The 17,211-nt window shown below is 39.1% G+C and carries 18 protein-coding genes; 12 read left to right on the top strand and 6 right to left on the bottom strand.

Going from position 1 to position 17,211, the window contains the following annotated elements; translation table 11 throughout:
* Positions 1-33: 33 nt before the first annotated feature.
* Both menB and H5S41_RS03275 read left to right on the top strand, forming a co-directional pair.
* The gene (gene menB, locus H5S41_RS03280; RefSeq protein ID WP_153709665.1) at positions 34-855 is read left to right on the top strand and encodes a 1,4-dihydroxy-2-naphthoyl-CoA synthase; all 822 of its coding nucleotides are present in this window, start codon (positions 34-36) and stop codon (positions 853-855) included.
* A 14-nt stretch (positions 856-869) separates the two neighbouring features.
* On the top strand, positions 870-2,291 hold the full coding sequence (locus H5S41_RS03275; RefSeq protein WP_182602318.1) for an o-succinylbenzoate--CoA ligase: 1,422 nt from the start codon (positions 870-872) through the stop codon (positions 2,289-2,291).
* Positions 2,292-2,344: 53 nt separating this feature from the next.
* On the opposite strand, the gene H5S41_RS03270 is transcribed toward H5S41_RS03275, so the two are convergent.
* Genes H5S41_RS03270 through H5S41_RS03260 form a run of 3 tightly spaced genes read right to left on the bottom strand, consistent with a single transcriptional unit; the run spans position 2,345 to position 4,706 of the window.
* Positions 2,345-2,500: a FeoB-associated Cys-rich membrane protein gene (locus H5S41_RS03270; RefSeq protein ID WP_163704074.1), complete on the bottom strand. Its 156-nt coding sequence runs from the start codon at positions 2,498-2,500 to the stop codon at positions 2,345-2,347.
* Positions 2,501-2,506: 6 nt separating this feature from the next.
* On the bottom strand, positions 2,507-4,498 hold the full coding sequence (gene feoB, locus H5S41_RS03265) for a ferrous iron transport protein B (RefSeq protein ID WP_182602317.1): 1,992 nt from the start codon (positions 4,496-4,498) through the stop codon (positions 2,507-2,509).
* A 1-nt stretch (position 4,499) separates the two neighbouring features.
* Positions 4,500-4,706 carry a FeoA family protein gene (locus tag H5S41_RS03260; RefSeq protein WP_153709661.1) on the bottom strand — a complete coding sequence of 69 codons (207 nt, stop codon included), beginning with the start codon at positions 4,704-4,706 and terminating at the stop codon, positions 4,500-4,502.
* 227 nt (positions 4,707-4,933) lie between these two features.
* On the opposite strand from H5S41_RS03260, the gene sufC reads away from it, so the two are divergent.
* Genes sufC through H5S41_RS03225 form a run of 7 tightly spaced genes read left to right on the top strand, consistent with a single transcriptional unit; the run spans position 4,934 to position 11,398 of the window.
* Positions 4,934-5,731 carry a Fe-S cluster assembly ATPase SufC gene (sufC, locus tag H5S41_RS03255; RefSeq protein WP_153709660.1) on the top strand — a complete coding sequence of 266 codons (798 nt, stop codon included), beginning with the start codon at positions 4,934-4,936 and terminating at the stop codon, positions 5,729-5,731.
* Between the two features lie 11 nt (positions 5,732-5,742).
* On the top strand, positions 5,743-7,032 hold the full coding sequence (gene sufD / locus H5S41_RS03250) for a Fe-S cluster assembly protein SufD (protein ID WP_182602316.1): 1,290 nt from the start codon (positions 5,743-5,745) through the stop codon (positions 7,030-7,032).
* Positions 7,013-8,251, top strand: a complete 1,239-nt coding sequence (locus H5S41_RS03245) for an aminotransferase class V-fold PLP-dependent enzyme (RefSeq protein WP_182602315.1) — start codon at positions 7,013-7,015, stop codon at positions 8,249-8,251. Before sufD ends, H5S41_RS03245 begins: the two co-directional genes overlap by 20 nt.
* Complete coding sequence (gene sufU, locus H5S41_RS03240; RefSeq protein ID WP_153709657.1) at positions 8,238-8,699, top strand: Fe-S cluster assembly sulfur transfer protein SufU; 462 nt, start codon at positions 8,238-8,240, stop codon at positions 8,697-8,699. The genes H5S41_RS03245 and sufU overlap by 14 nt, the downstream gene beginning before the upstream one ends.
* Positions 8,692-10,101, top strand: a complete 1,410-nt coding sequence (gene sufB / locus H5S41_RS03235; protein ID WP_153709656.1) for a Fe-S cluster assembly protein SufB — start codon at positions 8,692-8,694, stop codon at positions 10,099-10,101. Before sufU ends, sufB begins: the two co-directional genes overlap by 8 nt.
* Positions 10,102-10,155: 54 nt before the next feature.
* Positions 10,156-10,488, top strand: a complete 333-nt coding sequence (locus H5S41_RS03230; protein WP_163704067.1) for a metal-sulfur cluster assembly factor — start codon at positions 10,156-10,158, stop codon at positions 10,486-10,488.
* Between the two features lie 19 nt (positions 10,489-10,507).
* Complete coding sequence (locus tag H5S41_RS03225) at positions 10,508-11,398, top strand: helix-turn-helix domain-containing protein (protein WP_182602314.1); 891 nt, start codon at positions 10,508-10,510, stop codon at positions 11,396-11,398.
* A gap of 47 nt (positions 11,399-11,445) precedes the next feature.
* On the opposite strand, the gene H5S41_RS03220 is transcribed toward H5S41_RS03225, so the two are convergent.
* Positions 11,446-12,099, bottom strand: a complete 654-nt coding sequence (locus H5S41_RS03220; RefSeq protein WP_182602313.1) for a LuxR C-terminal-related transcriptional regulator — start codon at positions 12,097-12,099, stop codon at positions 11,446-11,448.
* A 517-nt stretch (positions 12,100-12,616) separates the two neighbouring features.
* On the opposite strand from H5S41_RS03220, the gene H5S41_RS03215 reads away from it, so the two are divergent.
* A complete protein-coding gene (locus H5S41_RS03215; RefSeq protein WP_153709652.1) occupies positions 12,617-12,853 on the top strand; it encodes a cytochrome b5 domain-containing protein in 237 nt (78 codons plus the stop codon).
* Positions 12,854-12,908: 55 nt separating this feature from the next.
* On the opposite strand, the gene H5S41_RS03210 is transcribed toward H5S41_RS03215, so the two are convergent.
* Positions 12,909-13,721, bottom strand: coding sequence for a Cof-type HAD-IIB family hydrolase (locus H5S41_RS03210; protein WP_153709806.1), 813 nt, complete (start codon positions 13,719-13,721; stop codon positions 12,909-12,911).
* A 140-nt stretch (positions 13,722-13,861) separates the two neighbouring features.
* Between H5S41_RS03210 and H5S41_RS03205 the strand changes: the two genes are divergently transcribed.
* Together H5S41_RS03205 and H5S41_RS03200 are read left to right on the top strand one after the other, a co-directional pair.
* Positions 13,862-15,229 (top strand): RsmB/NOP family class I SAM-dependent RNA methyltransferase, encoded by a 1,368-nt coding sequence (locus H5S41_RS03205; RefSeq protein WP_182602312.1) that lies wholly within the window; start codon positions 13,862-13,864, stop codon positions 15,227-15,229.
* An 18-nt stretch (positions 15,230-15,247) separates the two neighbouring features.
* Positions 15,248-16,114 (top strand): SPFH domain-containing protein, encoded by an 867-nt coding sequence (locus tag H5S41_RS03200; protein WP_182602311.1) that lies wholly within the window; start codon positions 15,248-15,250, stop codon positions 16,112-16,114.
* Positions 16,115-16,261: 147 nt separating this feature from the next.
* Here H5S41_RS03200 and scrK read toward each other — a convergent pair whose 3' ends face one another.
* Positions 16,262-17,140 carry a fructokinase ScrK gene (gene scrK / locus H5S41_RS03195; protein WP_182602310.1) on the bottom strand — a complete coding sequence of 293 codons (879 nt, stop codon included), beginning with the start codon at positions 17,138-17,140 and terminating at the stop codon, positions 16,262-16,264.
* Positions 17,141-17,211: the final 71 nt, after the last annotated feature.

Raw genomic sequence — 17,211 nt, 5'->3', positions numbered from 1 at the left:
TATTATTAACCTCACAAAAGGAGTAGATTGATTATGACAACAGTTGATTGGCAACCAGTTAAGGACTATTCAGAGATCATTTTTGAACGGGCAGGGAAAATTGCAAAAATAACAATGAACCGTCCGCAAAAAATGAATGCCTTCACGCCGGTTACAATCCAAGAAATGATCGATGCATTTACGATCTGTCGTGATGATAGCACAATTGGCGTAATTATCCTAACCGGTGCCGGCGATAAAGCCTTCTCATCTGGTGGTGATCAAGGTGTCCGGGGAAATGGCGGTTACGTAGGCCCAGATAAAATTGCACGGCTTAACGTTCTGGATTTGCAGCATTTAATTCGGATCATTCCTAAACCGGTTATTGCAATGGTGAAAGGCTGGTCTGTTGGTGGTGGAAATATTTTGCAATTAGTCTGTGATTTAACCATTGCAGCTGATAATGCGAAATTCGGTCAAACCGGTCCTAAAGTTGGGAGCTTTGATGCTGGATACGGGTCAGGATATTTAGCACGGGTTATTGGTCATAAGCGGGCTAAGGAAGTATGGTTCTTAAATCACTTTTATAGTGCAGAAGAAGCATATCAGATGAATTGGATTAATAAGGTTGTTCCGCTAGATCAGGTCGAATCGGTTACTCTTGACTGGTGTAATGAGATCCTAAAGAAGTCGCCAACAGCTTTACGGTTTATTAAGGCAGCGATGAACGCTGATACTGATGGACTAGCTGGCCTCCAACAATTAGGCGGGGATGCAACGATGCTCTTCTATACTACTGATGAGGGTAAGGAAGGGCGCGATGCCTTCAATGAAAAACGGGACCCTGATTTTGACCAGTTCCCAAAGTTCCCATAAAAGAAGGTCGTTAAATGGAAACGCAAAATTGGCTGCTAAAACAGGCGACTACTCAACCATACCATGTTGCGGTTGATGACGGAAATGAACAGTTAACTTTTGCAGAATTAAAAAAACAAGTTGAGCTGTTGAAAGGGAAAATTGACCAGCTTAACCCCGGTTCACGCGTCGGCTTGCTTGCAACTAATACCCTTATAAGCTACCAGCTTGCATTAGCGATTATTTGTAGCGGGCGAACAATTGTCTGGCTTAATTGGCGGTTGGCTGATGAAGAATTAAGACGACAAATTAATGATAGTGAATTATGTTTATGTTTAGTTGAAGATTCTTTATGGCGTCCAAAAATGGAAAAACCATTTAAATCATATTCGGCATTTATGGCAATTGTGGCTGAGCCAAGTGTACTCGTCCCAACGTTTAACGCCGAACAGGTTGCAAGTATTATGTACACTTCAGGAACAACTGGCAATCCTAAAGGGGTATTACAAACTTTTGGCAATCACTTTTATTCTGCCGTGTCTTCCGCATTAAATCTCGGCTTATCATCGTCTGATAAATGGTTATGTGTAGCGCCGATTTTTCATATTAGCGGTTTTTCCATTATTATGCGTGGCCTGATATATGGGATGACTGTTCGGCTTGTAAAAAAATTCCGCGTTGAAGAAATTGAAAAAGTTCTAGCAAATGAAGCTGTAACAATTATGTCAGTTGTCCCGTTTATGCTCAAAAAACTGATCCTACAACAAGAACACACTAATATTCATTACAACCCGGCATTTCGTTGCATGTTGCTTGGTGGCGGGACCATCGACCAGCAAACATTAGCAAAATGTTTTCAGTTATCAATTCCGGTTGTTCAGTGTTACGGGATGACTGAAACCTGTTCGCAAATTATTGCATTACGTTCGGCGGATGCACTGGAAAAAGTCGGTTCGGTTGGTCAGCCGTTGTTTACTACACAATTGAAGTTAAGTGAAAAGGGAGAAATATTACTAAAAACACCAGCTTTAACTCCCGGTTATCTTAATCTGCCAGCAAAACTATCAGCTAAAATGATTAATGGATGGTATAGGACTGGTGATATTGGACATTTAGACGCGGACGGCTACCTTTACATTGATGGACGTGCGGATGAGATGTTGATTTCTGGCGGTGAAAATATTTTTCCGCAAGAAGTTGAGCAGGTATATCAGCATTACCACGGGATTAAAGAGATTGCGGTCGTCGGAAAAAACGATGCCGAATGGGGGCAAGTCCCAGTTGCCTTTATAATCAGTGAGCAGCGATTTTCACCAGCGCAGTTGATAAATTATGGATATCAGCACTTAGCCCATTATAAAGTACCACGATGCTATATTTACGTTGATAAATTGCCTAAAAATGCTAGCGGCAAAATCCGTCGTTTTATTCTTCAAGAAAAACTTAATAAGAACTAGAAAATGAGTGTAAATAACTGCTTTGTAATGGCAGCGATTTACACTCATTTTTATTACTTTTTATTTTTTGCCAGCTGTTTCTTTAGCTCGCAATCATAATCACAGGCAGCGCATTTTCCTTGTTTTCCACGTTGGAAAGTTTTGATAAGGAGATAAAGAGCAAACGCGATAATTAACATAATAATAATGATATTGATAATAAGTTTCATTTGAAATCACCCGAAAAATAGTTGTCCAACTTGAAAGAAAATAAACGCAACGGCATAGGCAATTACTAAACTTGAAGCAACTGAATATAACATCCATTTAGTTGAACCGGTTTCCTGCTTAATTGTTGCCAAAGTTGCAAAACATGGCGCATATAACAGAATAAAAATCAACAAAGCGTAGGCAGTTAGCGGCGTCATAAATTGACCTAGTGATGCAATCAAGAATGCTTTACTGCTTGTATGAAACATTACCATCATACTAGAAGTAATAACCTCTTTTGCCAAAACTCCGGTAAAAAGAGCACTAATTGCCTGCCACTGGACGAGGCCAATTGGTTTAAAGACGGGTACAAGAATTCTTCCAAGATCGGCTGCAAAACTATTAGCTGAATTAGTTACAAATCCGCTAGTGCCAAAACTTGATAATACCCAAATTAACACGGTCCCTGCAAAAATAATGGTACCTGCTTTTTTGATAAATCCCTTACCTTTATCCCAGGTTCCATGCCAAATTATATCCAAGCGGGGAAGATGGTAGTGAGGTAGCTCAACGACAAAAACAGAACTTTCTTTTACCTTAAAAAGTATTTGATAAAACTTTGCCATTCCTAATGCTATAACTATCCCCAGAAAATAAATAGACAATACAATTAGAGCTTGGTGACGAGGGAAAAAAGCAGCAACAAACAAACTATATATCGGCAGGCGGGCAGAACAACTCATAAAAGGCATAATTAAGGTAGTTATTAACCTTTCTTTAGGCTGTTCAACCGTTCTTGCTGCCATAATCCCTGTAACATTACAACCAAACCCGATGATGAGGGGGATAAAGGATTTACCATTTAAGCCAATCATTTGCATAATCCGGTCCGTTACAAGTGCCGCCCGTGCCATATAGCCGGAATCTTCAAGAAGCGAAATGCAAGCGAAAAGCATGAAGATTTGCGGAATAAAGGCAAGGACACCACCAACTCCCGCAATAATTCCATTTACTATTAAGGACCTTAGTGCGGGGATAGCGCCTAAATTAGTTAAGAAATTATCGACCGTTGATGAAACAGGTCCTGAAATAAAATGATCAAGCATATCCGAGAGCGGGGTGCCAACCCAATCAAAGGATAACTTAAACATAATAAAAAAGATTAAGACAAAGATTGGTAAACCTAAAATAGGATTAGTAACAACTTTATCGATCCGGCTGGTTAATTCTACTTGATTGCTGCCGTTTAAAGGCTGGCGGGCATTTTTTAATGTTTCTTCAATGAATTGTAAGCGAACTTCAAAAATTTTATCAGCGAATTTTTGCGCCTCATAATATTTTTGCTGGTTAAGTAGCGGTGTTAACTTTTTTTCTTGAGCAAATTTATGAATAACTTTATTTTTACTCATAAACTGGATAGCCAGCCACCGTGCGATCTGGGGTGAGAAAGAAAAATCATTAACAAGAGCAGCACTTGCCTGCCTGATTGCCTGCTGAATCATTGGCGGATATTCCAAATTCAGCTGGACAGGGTGGAGTGCTTCATAACGAACCGTTTCTTCACGAACCTTATTAATTCCTTGGTGTCCCCGCGCATTAGTTGCTGTTACTTTACAACCGAGCGTCTTTTCTAGGATATCTAAATCATATTCGTAACCAGCACGGCGTAAATCATCAATCATATTAAGAACTAAAACAACCGGGTAGCCGAGTTCAAGGACCTCGATTGTTAATAACAGGTTTCGTTTCAGCTGACTAGCATTAGTTACATTTAAAATCATATCTGGATGATTATGCATCAAATAATTAGTCACAACTGCTTCATCTTTGGTAAGCGGGTCAAGGGAATAGACACCGGGCAAATCGATGATTACAATGTCTGTCCCCTTTAATGTTCCTTGTTTCTTTTCGACAGTAACCCCAGTCCAGTTGCCAACGTATGCATATTTATCAGTTAAAGAATTAAAAAGCGTGGTTTTGCCAGTATTAGGATTCCCAATGAGTGCAACTGTTGCCATATCACTCGGCCTCCGTAAGTGATGTAAAGACAGCGTACCGCAAACCGATTCGTTGGTGGTCGTTTTCGATTATAACCGGTCCATGGAAAGGATATTTTTGCACGACTTTGATCGGACAGCCTTCACATAATCCCATGTCATGAAGCCGAGCAGCCGTTGCGCCATTTAAACAATCAAAAGAATGGAGAATATAATTTTGTTGAGCCATTGTTACTATTCGCCTCACTAAATATTCCTAAAGTATATAAGTGACATATTATATATGTTTATTATACACTTAAGATTATTTATAAGAAAGCGCTTGAAATAATTTAAAATGCATAGTTTTATTTTTTTAATATTCGGATATAATAAGAATGTAAAGGAATTATAAGTATTTTATAGAATATTCACTATGAATATTTTGGAATATTTCCGATCAGGAGGATGAACTATATGGCAACATTAGAGATAAAAGACCTACATGTTTCAGTTAAGGATGAAGAAAGCAAGAAAGAAAAGGAGATTCTTAAAGGGGTTAACCTTAAGATGAAGACTGGTGAGATCCATGCGATTATGGGACCGAATGGGACAGGGAAATCGACACTTTCGCAAACGATTATGGGGCACCCTAATTACCATGTTACGCAAGGAGATATTCTCTTAGATGGCGAAAGCATTGTTGATATGCCTGTTGATGAACGTGCACGAAAAGGCTTGTTCCTCGCCATGCAATACCCGGCTGAAATTCAAGGGGTTACCAATGCCGAATTTCTCCGTGCCGCGATTAATGCTCGTCGTCCTGAAGATGATCAAATTTCGGTTATGGACTTTATCAAGAAACTCGATAAGAACCTTGAATTGCTTGATATGAATCAATCAATGACTGAGCGTTATCTTAATGAAGGCTTTTCTGGTGGTGAAAAGAAGCGAAACGAGATTTTGCAGCTTTTAATGATTGAACCTAGTTTTGCTATCCTAGATGAAATTGATTCAGGGCTTGATATTGATGCTTTGAAGGTCGTTTCAAAAGGTGTTAATTCGATGCGCGGCGATAATTTTGGATCATTAATTATTACCCACTATCAGCGCCTATTAAACTATATTGTCCCTGATACTGTCCACGTAATGATGGGTGGTCGAATCGTTAAGACCGGTGGACCTGAACTTGCCAAGAAACTTGAAGACGAAGGTTACGCTGGACTACGTGACGAACTAGGCTTAGACATTAAACTTGTAGATGATGAAGACTAGGAGGCAGTTTAATGACAGAATTAAATTCAGCAAAGGAACAAATAATTGCTGCTAGTAAAGAAAATAATGAGTCTCAGCAATTGCTTGATCGCCGCCTGGCTGCTCGGAATTTGATGGAAAAACTGCAATTACCACGAATGCAGCGTTTTAACTTCCGTAACTGGCCTTTAATACCTGATCATCCGTTAACATGGCTTAAGTCTGACCCAGCCTTGGTTGAAACACCTGCTTCGGATGATGAAGTGATTAAAGTAACGCAATTTGGGCAAACGCTGCTCCATGTTAACTTGCCACAAACACTGAAAGACCAAGGGATTATTCTCACTGATATCTTTACTGCTGCTCGTGAATACCCTGAACTATTTAATAAGTTTTTTATGACTGCAATAAAGCCAGAAGAAAACTTGTTAACGGCTTATCATCTTGCATATTTAAACTCGGGATTATTTTTGTATATTCCCAAAGATGTTGAAATCGAAAAGCCGATTGAAGCAGAGATTATTCAAGACAGTACAAATAATGAACCACTGATTTCTCATATTTTAGTGATTGCGGATCGTGGCAGTCGGATTAAGTTTATCCAACACCTTACAACAGTGGGGGATCATGAAAACACGGCTAATATGATGATCGAATTGATGGCTCAGGAAAACAGTGAGATTGACTTTTCTTCACTCGATGAATTTGGTCCTCATACTCATACTTACTTTAAGCGCCGGGCTGATATTGGTCGTGACGCACATGTTGAATGGGCAGTTGGGCTGATGAATAATGGTAATACTGTTGGCGACATGGATTCTGAGCTTCTTGGCGATGGTGGTTATGCTAATTCAAAGATGATTGCAGTGACGACACGGGATCAAGAAGTTGGTGTTAATAATCGTGTTACTAATCACGGTCGACATACAACCGGATTAATTAATCAGCGTGGTGTTATTCTTGAAAAATCTGAACTGATTTTTAATGGAATTGGTCAAATTATTCATGGTGCGCATGGGGCTAAAGCAGACCAGCAAAATCGAGTATTGATTATGTCTGATCAAGCCCGCGGCGATGCCAATCCGATCCTTTTGATTGATGAAAATGATGTTGAAGCTGGTCACGCCGCTAGTGTTGGTCCGGTTGATCCTCATCAAATGTACTATTTAATGAGTCGTGGAATTCCACGTGCTCAGGCTGAGCGAATGGTTATTCGAGGATTCTTGGGTGCCGTTTTAAGTGCAATCCCATCTAAAGATGTACGTAGTAAATTAATAACGATTCTCGAAAGGAAGCTCGCTGATGGACAACAATACGAATAATTACTTAGCAGATTTTCCGGCACTGAACCAGCAAGTTAATGATGAACGTCTGGCATATCTTGATAATGCGGCAACTGTTCAACGTCCCCGACAAGTGATTAAGGCGTTAACCGACTTTTACGAGCAAGATAATGCAAATGTGCATCGCGGGGTTCATACATTAGCGGAACGAGCTACTAAGGACTACGAAGAAGCACGAAAAAAGGTTCAGCAATTTATTAATGCGCAAAGTTCTGATGAAATAATTTTTACTAAGGGATGTACTGATGGGTTAAACTTGGTTGCATCAACTTATGGAGAGCAAAATATTCAATCTGGTGATGAGATTGTAATTTCAATAATGGAACATCACAGTAATTTAATCCCTTGGCAGCAATTAGCTAAACGAAAGAATGCCGTTTTAAAGTATATTGAGTTAACTCCAGATGGAGAGCTTGATCTTGCAGATGCCAGAAATAAAATTACTGATAAAACAAAAATTGTTGCTGTTGCTCATGCAAGCAATGTATTGGGGACAGTTACGCCATTGAAAGAATTAGCCACGATTGCGCACCAGCATGGGGCTATTATCGTCGGTGACGGAGCACAGGCTGTTCCACATATGGCGGTTGACGTGACAGACCTTGATGTTGATTTTTATGCTTTTTCTGGCCATAAAATGATGACCCCAATGGGAATTGGTGTTTTATACGGCAAAGCATCATTACTCCGAGAAATGCCCCCGTATCAATTTGGCGGCGAAATGATTAATGATGTTCACCGTGATCAAAGTACGTGGGCAGATATCCCGTTTAAATTTGAAGCGGGGACGCAAAATATTGCTGGTGCGGTTGGCTTAGGTGCGGCAATCGACTATTTAAATAATATTGGAATGGATAATGTTCAGAAAAAGGAACAGGAACTGGTTGATTACGTGCTCCCACAATTAATTGCTATTCCTGATGTTCAGGTTTACGGACCACAATCGCCAGCAAAACATACGGGCGTAATCGCATTTAATATTAACGGGTTACACCCACACGATGTTGCAACGGCTTTAGACATGGATGGGGTTGCCGTTCGCGCTGGACATCATTGTGCGCAGCCTTTGATGGAAGACTTAGGCGTAACGGCTACAGCACGTGCTAGTTTTTATTTCTACAATACTGAAAGCGATGCAGATCAATTAATTAAGGCAATCAAGGAAACAAAGGAGTTCTTTAACATTGGGACTATCTAAGTTAAATGGTTTATATCGTGAAGTGATTCTTGACTATGCTAATCATCCGCATAATAAAGGGGAGTTAGCAACAACGACAAATGCAATGACTCTTCATAATCCGACATGTGGTGATACAATCAATCTCCAAGTCGAAGTTGAAGACAATAAGATAAAGGACATTGCTTATACTGGTGATGGTTGTACAATTAGTCAGGCTTCTGCCAGTATGATGACTGATGCAGTAAAGGGGAAAACAACTGATGAAGCTTTAGCAATGGCAAAAACTTTTTCAGATATGGCAATTGGAAAAGAGCATTCGGCAGCGGACTTATCTCAATTAGGAGATGCCCAAATCCTGACAAGCATCATGGAATTCCCCGCAAGAATTAAATGTGCTACGTTATCGTGGTGGGCATTGCAACGAGCTTTATTAAAGGATAGCGAGGAGGAAGAAAATAATGAGTAATGACGCGGCCAGTATCATAAATAATAATGACCAGTATGAATACGGTTTTCATGATGATGTAAAACCCGAGTATTCGACTGGAAGAGGGTTAACAGAAGAAACCGTTCGGCAAATTTCAGCAGCAAAGCATGAGCCACAGTGGATGCTTGATTACCGCTTAAAAGCATATGAAATTTATAAAAAGTTGCCAATGCCTAAGTTTGGTCCTGATTTGTCAGAACTAGACCTTAAAAACATGCTTTACTATCAAAAAATGACAGATAAAAAGTTTCGGGATTGGGAAGATGTTCCGGAAGATTTGAAGCGAACCTTTGACAGGTTAGGTGTTCCGGAAGCAGAGCGAAAGTATCTTGCTGGGTCATCTGCTCAATATGAATCGGAAGTTGTTTATCACAACATGAAAAATGAGTTTGAGAAGCTAGGGATTATCTTTACTGATACTGATACGGCATTAAAAGAATATCCTGAACTATTTAAGAAATGGTTTGGTAAGCTGGTTCAACCAACCGACAATAAATTTGCTGCCTTAAATGCGGCTGTTTGGTCAGGCGGGTCCTTCATTTATGTACCAAAAGGGGTTAAAACAAAGACCCCAATTCAATCTTATTTCCGTTTAAATGCTGAAAATTCTGGTCAGTTTGAACGGACACTGATTATTGTTGATGAAGGAGCAAGTGTTGATTATGTAGAAGGGTGTACAGCTCCTAATTATTCATCAGATAGCCTTCACGCTGCGGTTGTTGAGGTAAACGTATGTAAAGATGCCTATTGTCGGTACACTACAATTCAAAACTGGTCTGATAATGTCTATAGTCTTGAAACAAAGCGGGCTGCTGCTGCTGAAAATGCAACGATGGAATGGGTCGATGGTAACCTTGGTTCAAAGGTGACAATGAAGTACCCAAGTGTCTACCTTAATGGTGAAGGTGCTCGTGGAACGATGCTCTCTATCGCAGTTGCAAGTAATGGTATTCACCAAGACTCAGGAGCACGGATGATTCATAATGCAAAGAACACTTCTAGCTCAATCGTTTCAAAGTCGATTGCTAAAACTGGCGGTTCGACTGATTACCGTGGAACAGTGCGCTTTGGTAAGCATTCTGATGGTTCAAAAGCCCATGTTGAATGTGACACGATTATTATGGATGACCAGTCATCTTCTGATACAATTCCGTATAATGAGATTGATAATGCACATGTAGCCATGGAGCATGAAGCAAAAGTATCTAAGATTTCAGAAGAACAGCTTTATTACCTGATGAGCCGGGGTATTTCTGAAGCCAAAGCAACTGAAATGATTATTATGGGCTTTGTTGAGCCGTTTACTAAGCAGCTGCCAATGGAATATGCAGTTGAATTAAATCGCTTGATTAGTTTTGAAATGGAAGGTTCAATTGGTTAATATGCATTTTGATTACGGTAATTGAACTAACAAATAAAGTTGGGAGGAACGTTTATGGCTGACGAAAAAGAAACTCCTTTTTCCCCCATTGAAAACAAAGTAATGGACGCCCTTGAAGAAGTTATTGATCCTGAATTAGGGATTGACCTTGTTAATTTAGGACTTATTTATGATGTTAAAGTTGATGAGAGTGGGGAATGCACTGTTACCATGACATTAACTACGATGGGATGTCCATTAGGTGATATCTTGAACCGCGACATCACTAAGGCAGTTACTTCTGTCGATGGAGTAAACAAGTGCAATATTAACTTAGTCTGGGAACCGGTTTGGGATTTGTCAAGGATGAGTAGGTTTGCTAAAATTGCTTTAGGCATTCACGGTTAAAGATCAATAGGGGGCAAACATGGATATTAAGCGCTTTGTTCATCAACGAAAAAGACTTGGCTATTCACAGGTAGCTTTAAGCAAGGGAATTTGTACGCAATCAACCCTCAGCAAGTTTGAAAATAATGGCCAAATACCATCACTTTCAATTCTTGAACAGCTTTGTGACCGGCTTGGCTTAACAATTGATGATTTAAATAAAAATAATACATCATCTATTCGCTATATTCGTAATCTTCTTGATGAGATTGAATTAGCCTTAATGATCGAACAATTTCCGCAAGCAGTAAGTAAGTTAAAGAAGGTTCAGTTAGCGGATTTGAAATCCCCGCAAGATAAGATGCAGTATTATTACGTAAAGGGAATGATATATACTCTTACTAATAATAATGTGTCGACTAGCTTATTTAATTTTACTAAGATCCTCGATGAGTTAGATGAACAGCATCGAACTATCTATTCACCATTGGCTTATCTGGGCTCAGGAATCCTTTATGCACGGCAGAATTCAATGGAACATGCTGATTTCTTCTTTTCAAAGGTAATATCATACTTACGTTCAAAAGCGGATGAAGATTTAGCAGGTGCTGAGCGGAATTATTACTTACGAATTGTAACGATGATGTATTATGCTGCAGAATACCATGCCCTTAATAAGCGACTAGCTGTTAGCAATCGGGTGCTCGAAACGACAACTAAAATTTGTGCAGGGAATCATGTCACATACTTCCTGCCACGGATTAAATTGCTAGAGGCTAATAATGCAATTGAACTGGGTGAAAGTTCTGACAAGATTCGGCGGCTGCTAACAGAGGCAGAGGTCTTTGCTCGCTTCAATTCAAATAATGTAGTTGAAGTTCAGGTAGCGGCGTTATTAAATAATCTTGATAAGACGATTAGTAACAAATAATTATAAAATCCAAAAGGGAAGAAACCAGAATTGTAGTTTCTTCCCTTTTATAAATCTACTAAATTGTGATGAACGGCATAGTGGAGCAACTGGGCGTGCGAACTAAGATTAAGCTTTTGCATGATATTAGCCTTATGTGCCTCAACTGTTTTGGGCGAAATAAATAATTTAGTTGAAATCTCTTTATTTGTGTAACCTAAAACAATAAAGGGTAAAACCTCGCGCTCACGTTTTGAAAGTGTAACATACTTGTCTAAATTTAATTGGGTAGGGCCGCCTTTAATAACTAACAAGTCTTCTTTTGTTACCATGATATTATTATCTAGGTATTTCTCACCCTTAGCAATCCGCTTCAGACCATCAACAAGTTCAATTACAGCGGAACTTTTTAGTACATAACCCATTGCACCATTATAGATTGCCTGATTAATATATTTTGGTTCGCTTTGCCGTGAGAAAATCATGATTTTAATATTGGGAAATCGTTCATGGATTCGTTTTACAGTAATTAAGCCATTTTCGCCAGGAGGCATCGATAATTCCATGATAATTATGTCAATATCTCCTTGCTCTATTCGCATTGAGACATCAATTCCAGATGATTTTTCACTTATTACTTTAAAACCATCTTGTTGGTCAATAAGGTTTTTTACGCCCATTCGTACAATTGGATGATTATCTGCAACAAGTACTTTATACATCGTGAAGCCCGCTTTCAGTCTTAGAATAGTTACCCCCTACAAAGATTATTATAAAGTTATAGCAATTAAATTACCACTAGCTAAAAGCTATTTGAAATAGTTTTAGTAAACGGCTGGAATAATTATGAAAATTTATTGCAGAAAATTACTAATGCTGTAAAATAAAAGAGGATCATTGATGACATGACAACACCAATGGTCCACAGTAGAAGTATGTTGGCGAAAGTGATTGCAGAATCACCTTCGCCCTTTATTATAACAATTTTTTATAGTAATGTAATTAAGATTTTTCTTTTGAGTATAAATTATTTTATAAAATTAAAGAAATTAGTTAACGGCTGCTTGTTTTGACTTGCCAAGCGAGAAATAAGTTCAGAATATAAAAATTTTTAATTACGAAACGGTAATATCAATGAAATAAATAATAACAATAATCTAATAATTGGTGCATTTACTAACTTTTTGAATTAGAATATAATTATTAGCTATTCTTGAATCATGGAAAGGTGAATTATTAATGGCAGAAAAAACATTTACAACAACCGAACTTGCTAAGTTCGATGGTCGAAATGGACATCCTGCATACGTTGCAGTTAAGGGCATTGTTTATGATGTCTCTAACGTACCTGTATGGAAGAATGGCAAACACCATGGAAACCTTGCTGGTCGTGATCTAACTTCCGCGATGCCACGCTCGATTCACATGGAATCAGTATTAAAAGACATCCCTGTTGTTGGAAAACTCGTTGACTAGGAATAACTATGTAAAAAGCTGAGATTACATTTTTTGTAACCCCAGCTTTTTATTATTAAATTGCAACCTTAAAATAATCCCGTAAGTACTTTGCCAGTCCATTATGGTCATTATCAATTGGCGTAACATCATTAGCGATTTTCTTGAGTTCAGGGATTGCATTGTTCATAGCAACACCACGTCCAGCAGCATCAAGCATTTCAAAGTCGTTGTGTTCATCACCAAATGCAATAATGTTTTGGCGATCGATTTGATATTGTTCTGCAATGTAAAACATGCCCGATTCTTTATGAGTCCCACGATGAATTAATTCTAAAATATTGTAGGGACCACCCCAAACTCGCGGCTCAACAAAGTCACCGTATTTTTCATTAACCGCTTTAATAATCTCCTCTTCATGCTCAGGCTGATATTGAATTGTTAGAGCAATAGGGTTACTTGTTAAGTTAGCCGAGTTTAATAACTGGTCCTTTCTTAGTTTATTCGGTAAAAATTCAGGGAGATCATTGCTTGCTTGGTTCGCCCAAACATGATATTTATTTTCAACGGTGATTGTATTAATACCAAGTTCCTGGCGGTTAGCAAGGAGGTCAAGGGCCAGTTCTCTTGTTAATTCAATATCATATTCTTTATCCCAGTGTTCATGCGGGATGTGAGTGAGCGCGCCGTTAAAGTTAACCATTGGTGTTTTGATTCCGATTTGATCATAAATATGTTGAGCGATTCGGTATGGCCGCCCGGTAATGATACTAACGATATGACCTTCACGTGCTAGGGCGCGAAGAGTTACGATTGTTTCATTAGTTAATTTAGACTGATTATTTAAGGTTGTACCATCAAGATCGAGGGCTATTAAATGTTGATCCATTGCCATATCACTTCTCTTTCCATAAAATATACAATTATAATATTTTATACAAAAAGTTGGCGCTTTGCCAAGCATTTTGGCTCAAAAAATAACAAAATAAGTTACAATAAAGACACTAAGATACAGAGGAGCGAAATAACGTGCAATTACCGGATGAATTTGTCACGAAATACAAAAAATTAATGGGGGCAGAAGCAAATGAATTTTTAGCAGCTCTTAATCAGCCAAGTTATAGTGGATTTCGCGAGAATCCCCTAAAGAACGGCCACCCGACATCAGCGATTAATCACTCTGCTGGCAAAGTACCGTATGTTTCAACCGGTTACTATGGTCAAGTTAATGGTAAATCTTTAGATCATGTTACTGGATGGGTTTATAGTCAAGAACCTTCTGCGATGTTTGTCGGGGAAGTGGTTGATCCGCAACCGGGGGAACGCGTTCTTGATTTGTGCGCTGCTCCTGGAGGCAAGACTACTCATTTAATTGGAAAAATGAATAATGAAGGGTTACTAGTTGCTAATGAGATTTTTCCGAAACGCGCTAAAATCTTAGCAGAGAACCTTGAAAGATGGGGAGCAAAGAATACTGTTGTTACTAGTGAGAGCCCTGCTGATCTAGAAAAACAGTTTCCACAATACTTTGATCGGATTCTTGTGGATGCTCCGTGTTCTGGAGAAGGAATGTTTAGGAAGGAACCAGCAGGAATTGAATATTGGTCGCCAGATTACCCAGCGGAATGTGCTAATCGCCAGCAAAAAATTTTAGCTTCAGCGATGAAAATGTTAAAGCCGGGCGGGGTACTTGTCTACTCTACCTGTACATTTGCCCCTGAAGAAGATGAGCAAAATATTTCATGGCTGCTTAATAATTATCCGCATTTAGAATTAATACCAATAAAAAAGGCCGCCGGAATGGATAACGGTCGACCGGAGTGGGCTGATAATAATGGAGACCTAAAGAAGACGGTGCGGCTATTTCCTCATCATATTAAAGGAGAAGGCCACTTTATTGCTAAAATGATTAATAAGACTCCAGCCACAGCCCCAGAAAAACGTAAAAAGAAAAATAAACGCAAAAAACAATCTATTGTAAGACCGGATAAAACGCAGCTCAGGCTATTTGAACAATTCCAAGCGAAGGTGTTTCCCAATTATCAACCTCATCAGCTAATTTTATTTGGCGATCAGTTATATGATTTACCGCTTGAGGAAGATAAAATGGCGGGATTAAATGTTTTGCGTCCCGGATTACATTTAGGAACTTTTAAGAAAAATCGCTTTGAACCATCTCTTGCGTGGGCTTTGGCTAGCCTCCCTGATGAAGCAGAGCAGGTAATTGAAGTCGATGAAGATCAATGGCGACAGTATGTTCATGGAGATGTGATAAATATTGCTGATAATCAGGCAAATGGATGGTATCTTTTAGTTTGCAACCGTCATTCTGTTGGCTTTGGAAAGCTAGTTAACGGGACTATTAAGAATTTCTATCCAAAAGGTTTACGATTCTAAAGGGGGAGAAATAATAAAATGAAAGAGAAAACTGCTGTTCATGTTAATGGTTATTTAGGACTCTTGTGTGCAATCCTTGTTGGTGCCGCAAGTCTTTGGCTTATTTTTGCTGGCTTTACTGGTAGTATGCCAGTGTTATTAACAATCGGCATTATCCTGTTGGTGGCTGTGATTATTTTTAGTACGTCACTAACTATTATCCAGCCTAACGAGGCAAAAGTGCTAACCTTTTTTGGTAACTATATTGGAACTATTCGCGATGCCGGCCTATTTATGACGATTCCGTTTACGAATAAGGAGACAGTTTCTCTACGGGTCTGCAACTTTAATAGCCAAATTCTTAAAGTAAATGATTCAAAAGGAAACCCAATCGAAATTGCTGCCGTTATTGTATATAAAGTTGTTGATACGGCCAAGGCACTTTTCTCGGTTGATGATTATGAACAATTCGTCCAAATTCAAAGCGAATCTGCCGTGCGACATGTTGCAAGTGAATATCCTTATGATAGCTTTGAAAACCAAGATGTTGTCACTTTACGAGGAAACCCAACAGAGGTGTCGGAAAGGTTAACTGCTGAACTTCAGGACCGCTTAAATGTTGCGGGCGTTAAAATTATCGAAACTCGATTAACGCACTTAGCCTATGCAACTGAAATAGCGAGTGCAATGCTTCAAAAACAACAGTCATCGGCGATCCTTTCAGCACGTAAAATTATTGTTGAAGGAGCCGTTTCAATTACTGAAGAAGCAATTAATCGTTTGAATAAGGAAGCTAACCTTAACTTAACCGATGAACAGCGCCTTCAAATTATTAATAACATAATGGTAGCAATAATTAGTGAGCGTGGAACGCAACCAGTAATCAACACAGGAAATCAAGGATAGATGATATATTTAACGATTCTAATGGCTGAACAGGTATAGCTGATGGAATGACTAAAGCCGGATTATTAAATTATCTTTGGAAATAATAAGACACAAACGGAGGCCACTAAAATCATAGCAGTCTCCGTTCATTATTTTTAAATATAATTATTTATTTTCCTCAACTAATTGTTTTGCTAGGGCGAAGTTACCGAGGGTTGCTGAACCGTTTCCAGGAACCGAGGGATTAACAATATATTCGTCAAGCGGGCCAACTGGAAGATAGTCATTCCATAACATTGCAAACTGTTTACGAACACGCTCTAAGAATGCCGGACGAGAAACACTTCCACCGAAAATAATCTTTTGTGGACGTAAAATTGCTGTAATCTGAACAGCGGCTTGAGCAACATAGTAAGCCATGATATTCCAAACCGGGTGATTATCTGGGACATCTTCACCGCTGATCCCAAGTCGTGCTTTGAATGTTGGACCAGATACCAAACCTTCTAGGCAGTCATGATGGTAAGGACAAATACCCGTAAAGTTCATATCTGCAGGGTGACGTTGAAGGCGTACGTGACCCATTTCAGGAGTGCTTATTCCGCCAATAAAATGACCGTTTTGGATTGCTCCAGCGCCAACACCGGTTCCTAAAGTGTAGTAAACGAGTGCCGGATTATCAAACTTGTTTCTTAAATTAACATATTCGCCGTATACTGAACCATTAACGTCCGTTGTCCAGTAGATTGGGATATCAAGGGCGTCTGTCATTATTCCAACAAAATTGCAATTTTGCCATTTGACCTTAGGCGTATCCGTGATATAGCCGTACTTCTCACTAGCAGGGTTCGTATCGATTGGCCCAAAACTAGCAATTGAAAGGGCAGCTAAATCTGGATATTGCTTAAAGAACTCGATGCAGGCTCCTAACGTTTCTTCAGGGGTAGTGGTAGGGATAATCTTTTTATCAATTTCGTTAAACTTTTCGTCACCGACAGCACATACAAATTTAGTACCGCCAGCTTCTATACTTCCTAATAGCATAATTAAAACCTCATTTATTTAAAGTGAACGTTTATCATATTGATAACTATGTTTGAGTATAAACCTTAGAA

The organism is Limosilactobacillus albertensis, from assembly GCF_014145555.1.
Classification (GTDB): domain Bacteria; phylum Bacillota; class Bacilli; order Lactobacillales; family Lactobacillaceae; genus Limosilactobacillus; species Limosilactobacillus albertensis.
This window is presented reverse-complemented; position numbering and strand designations above follow the sequence as displayed.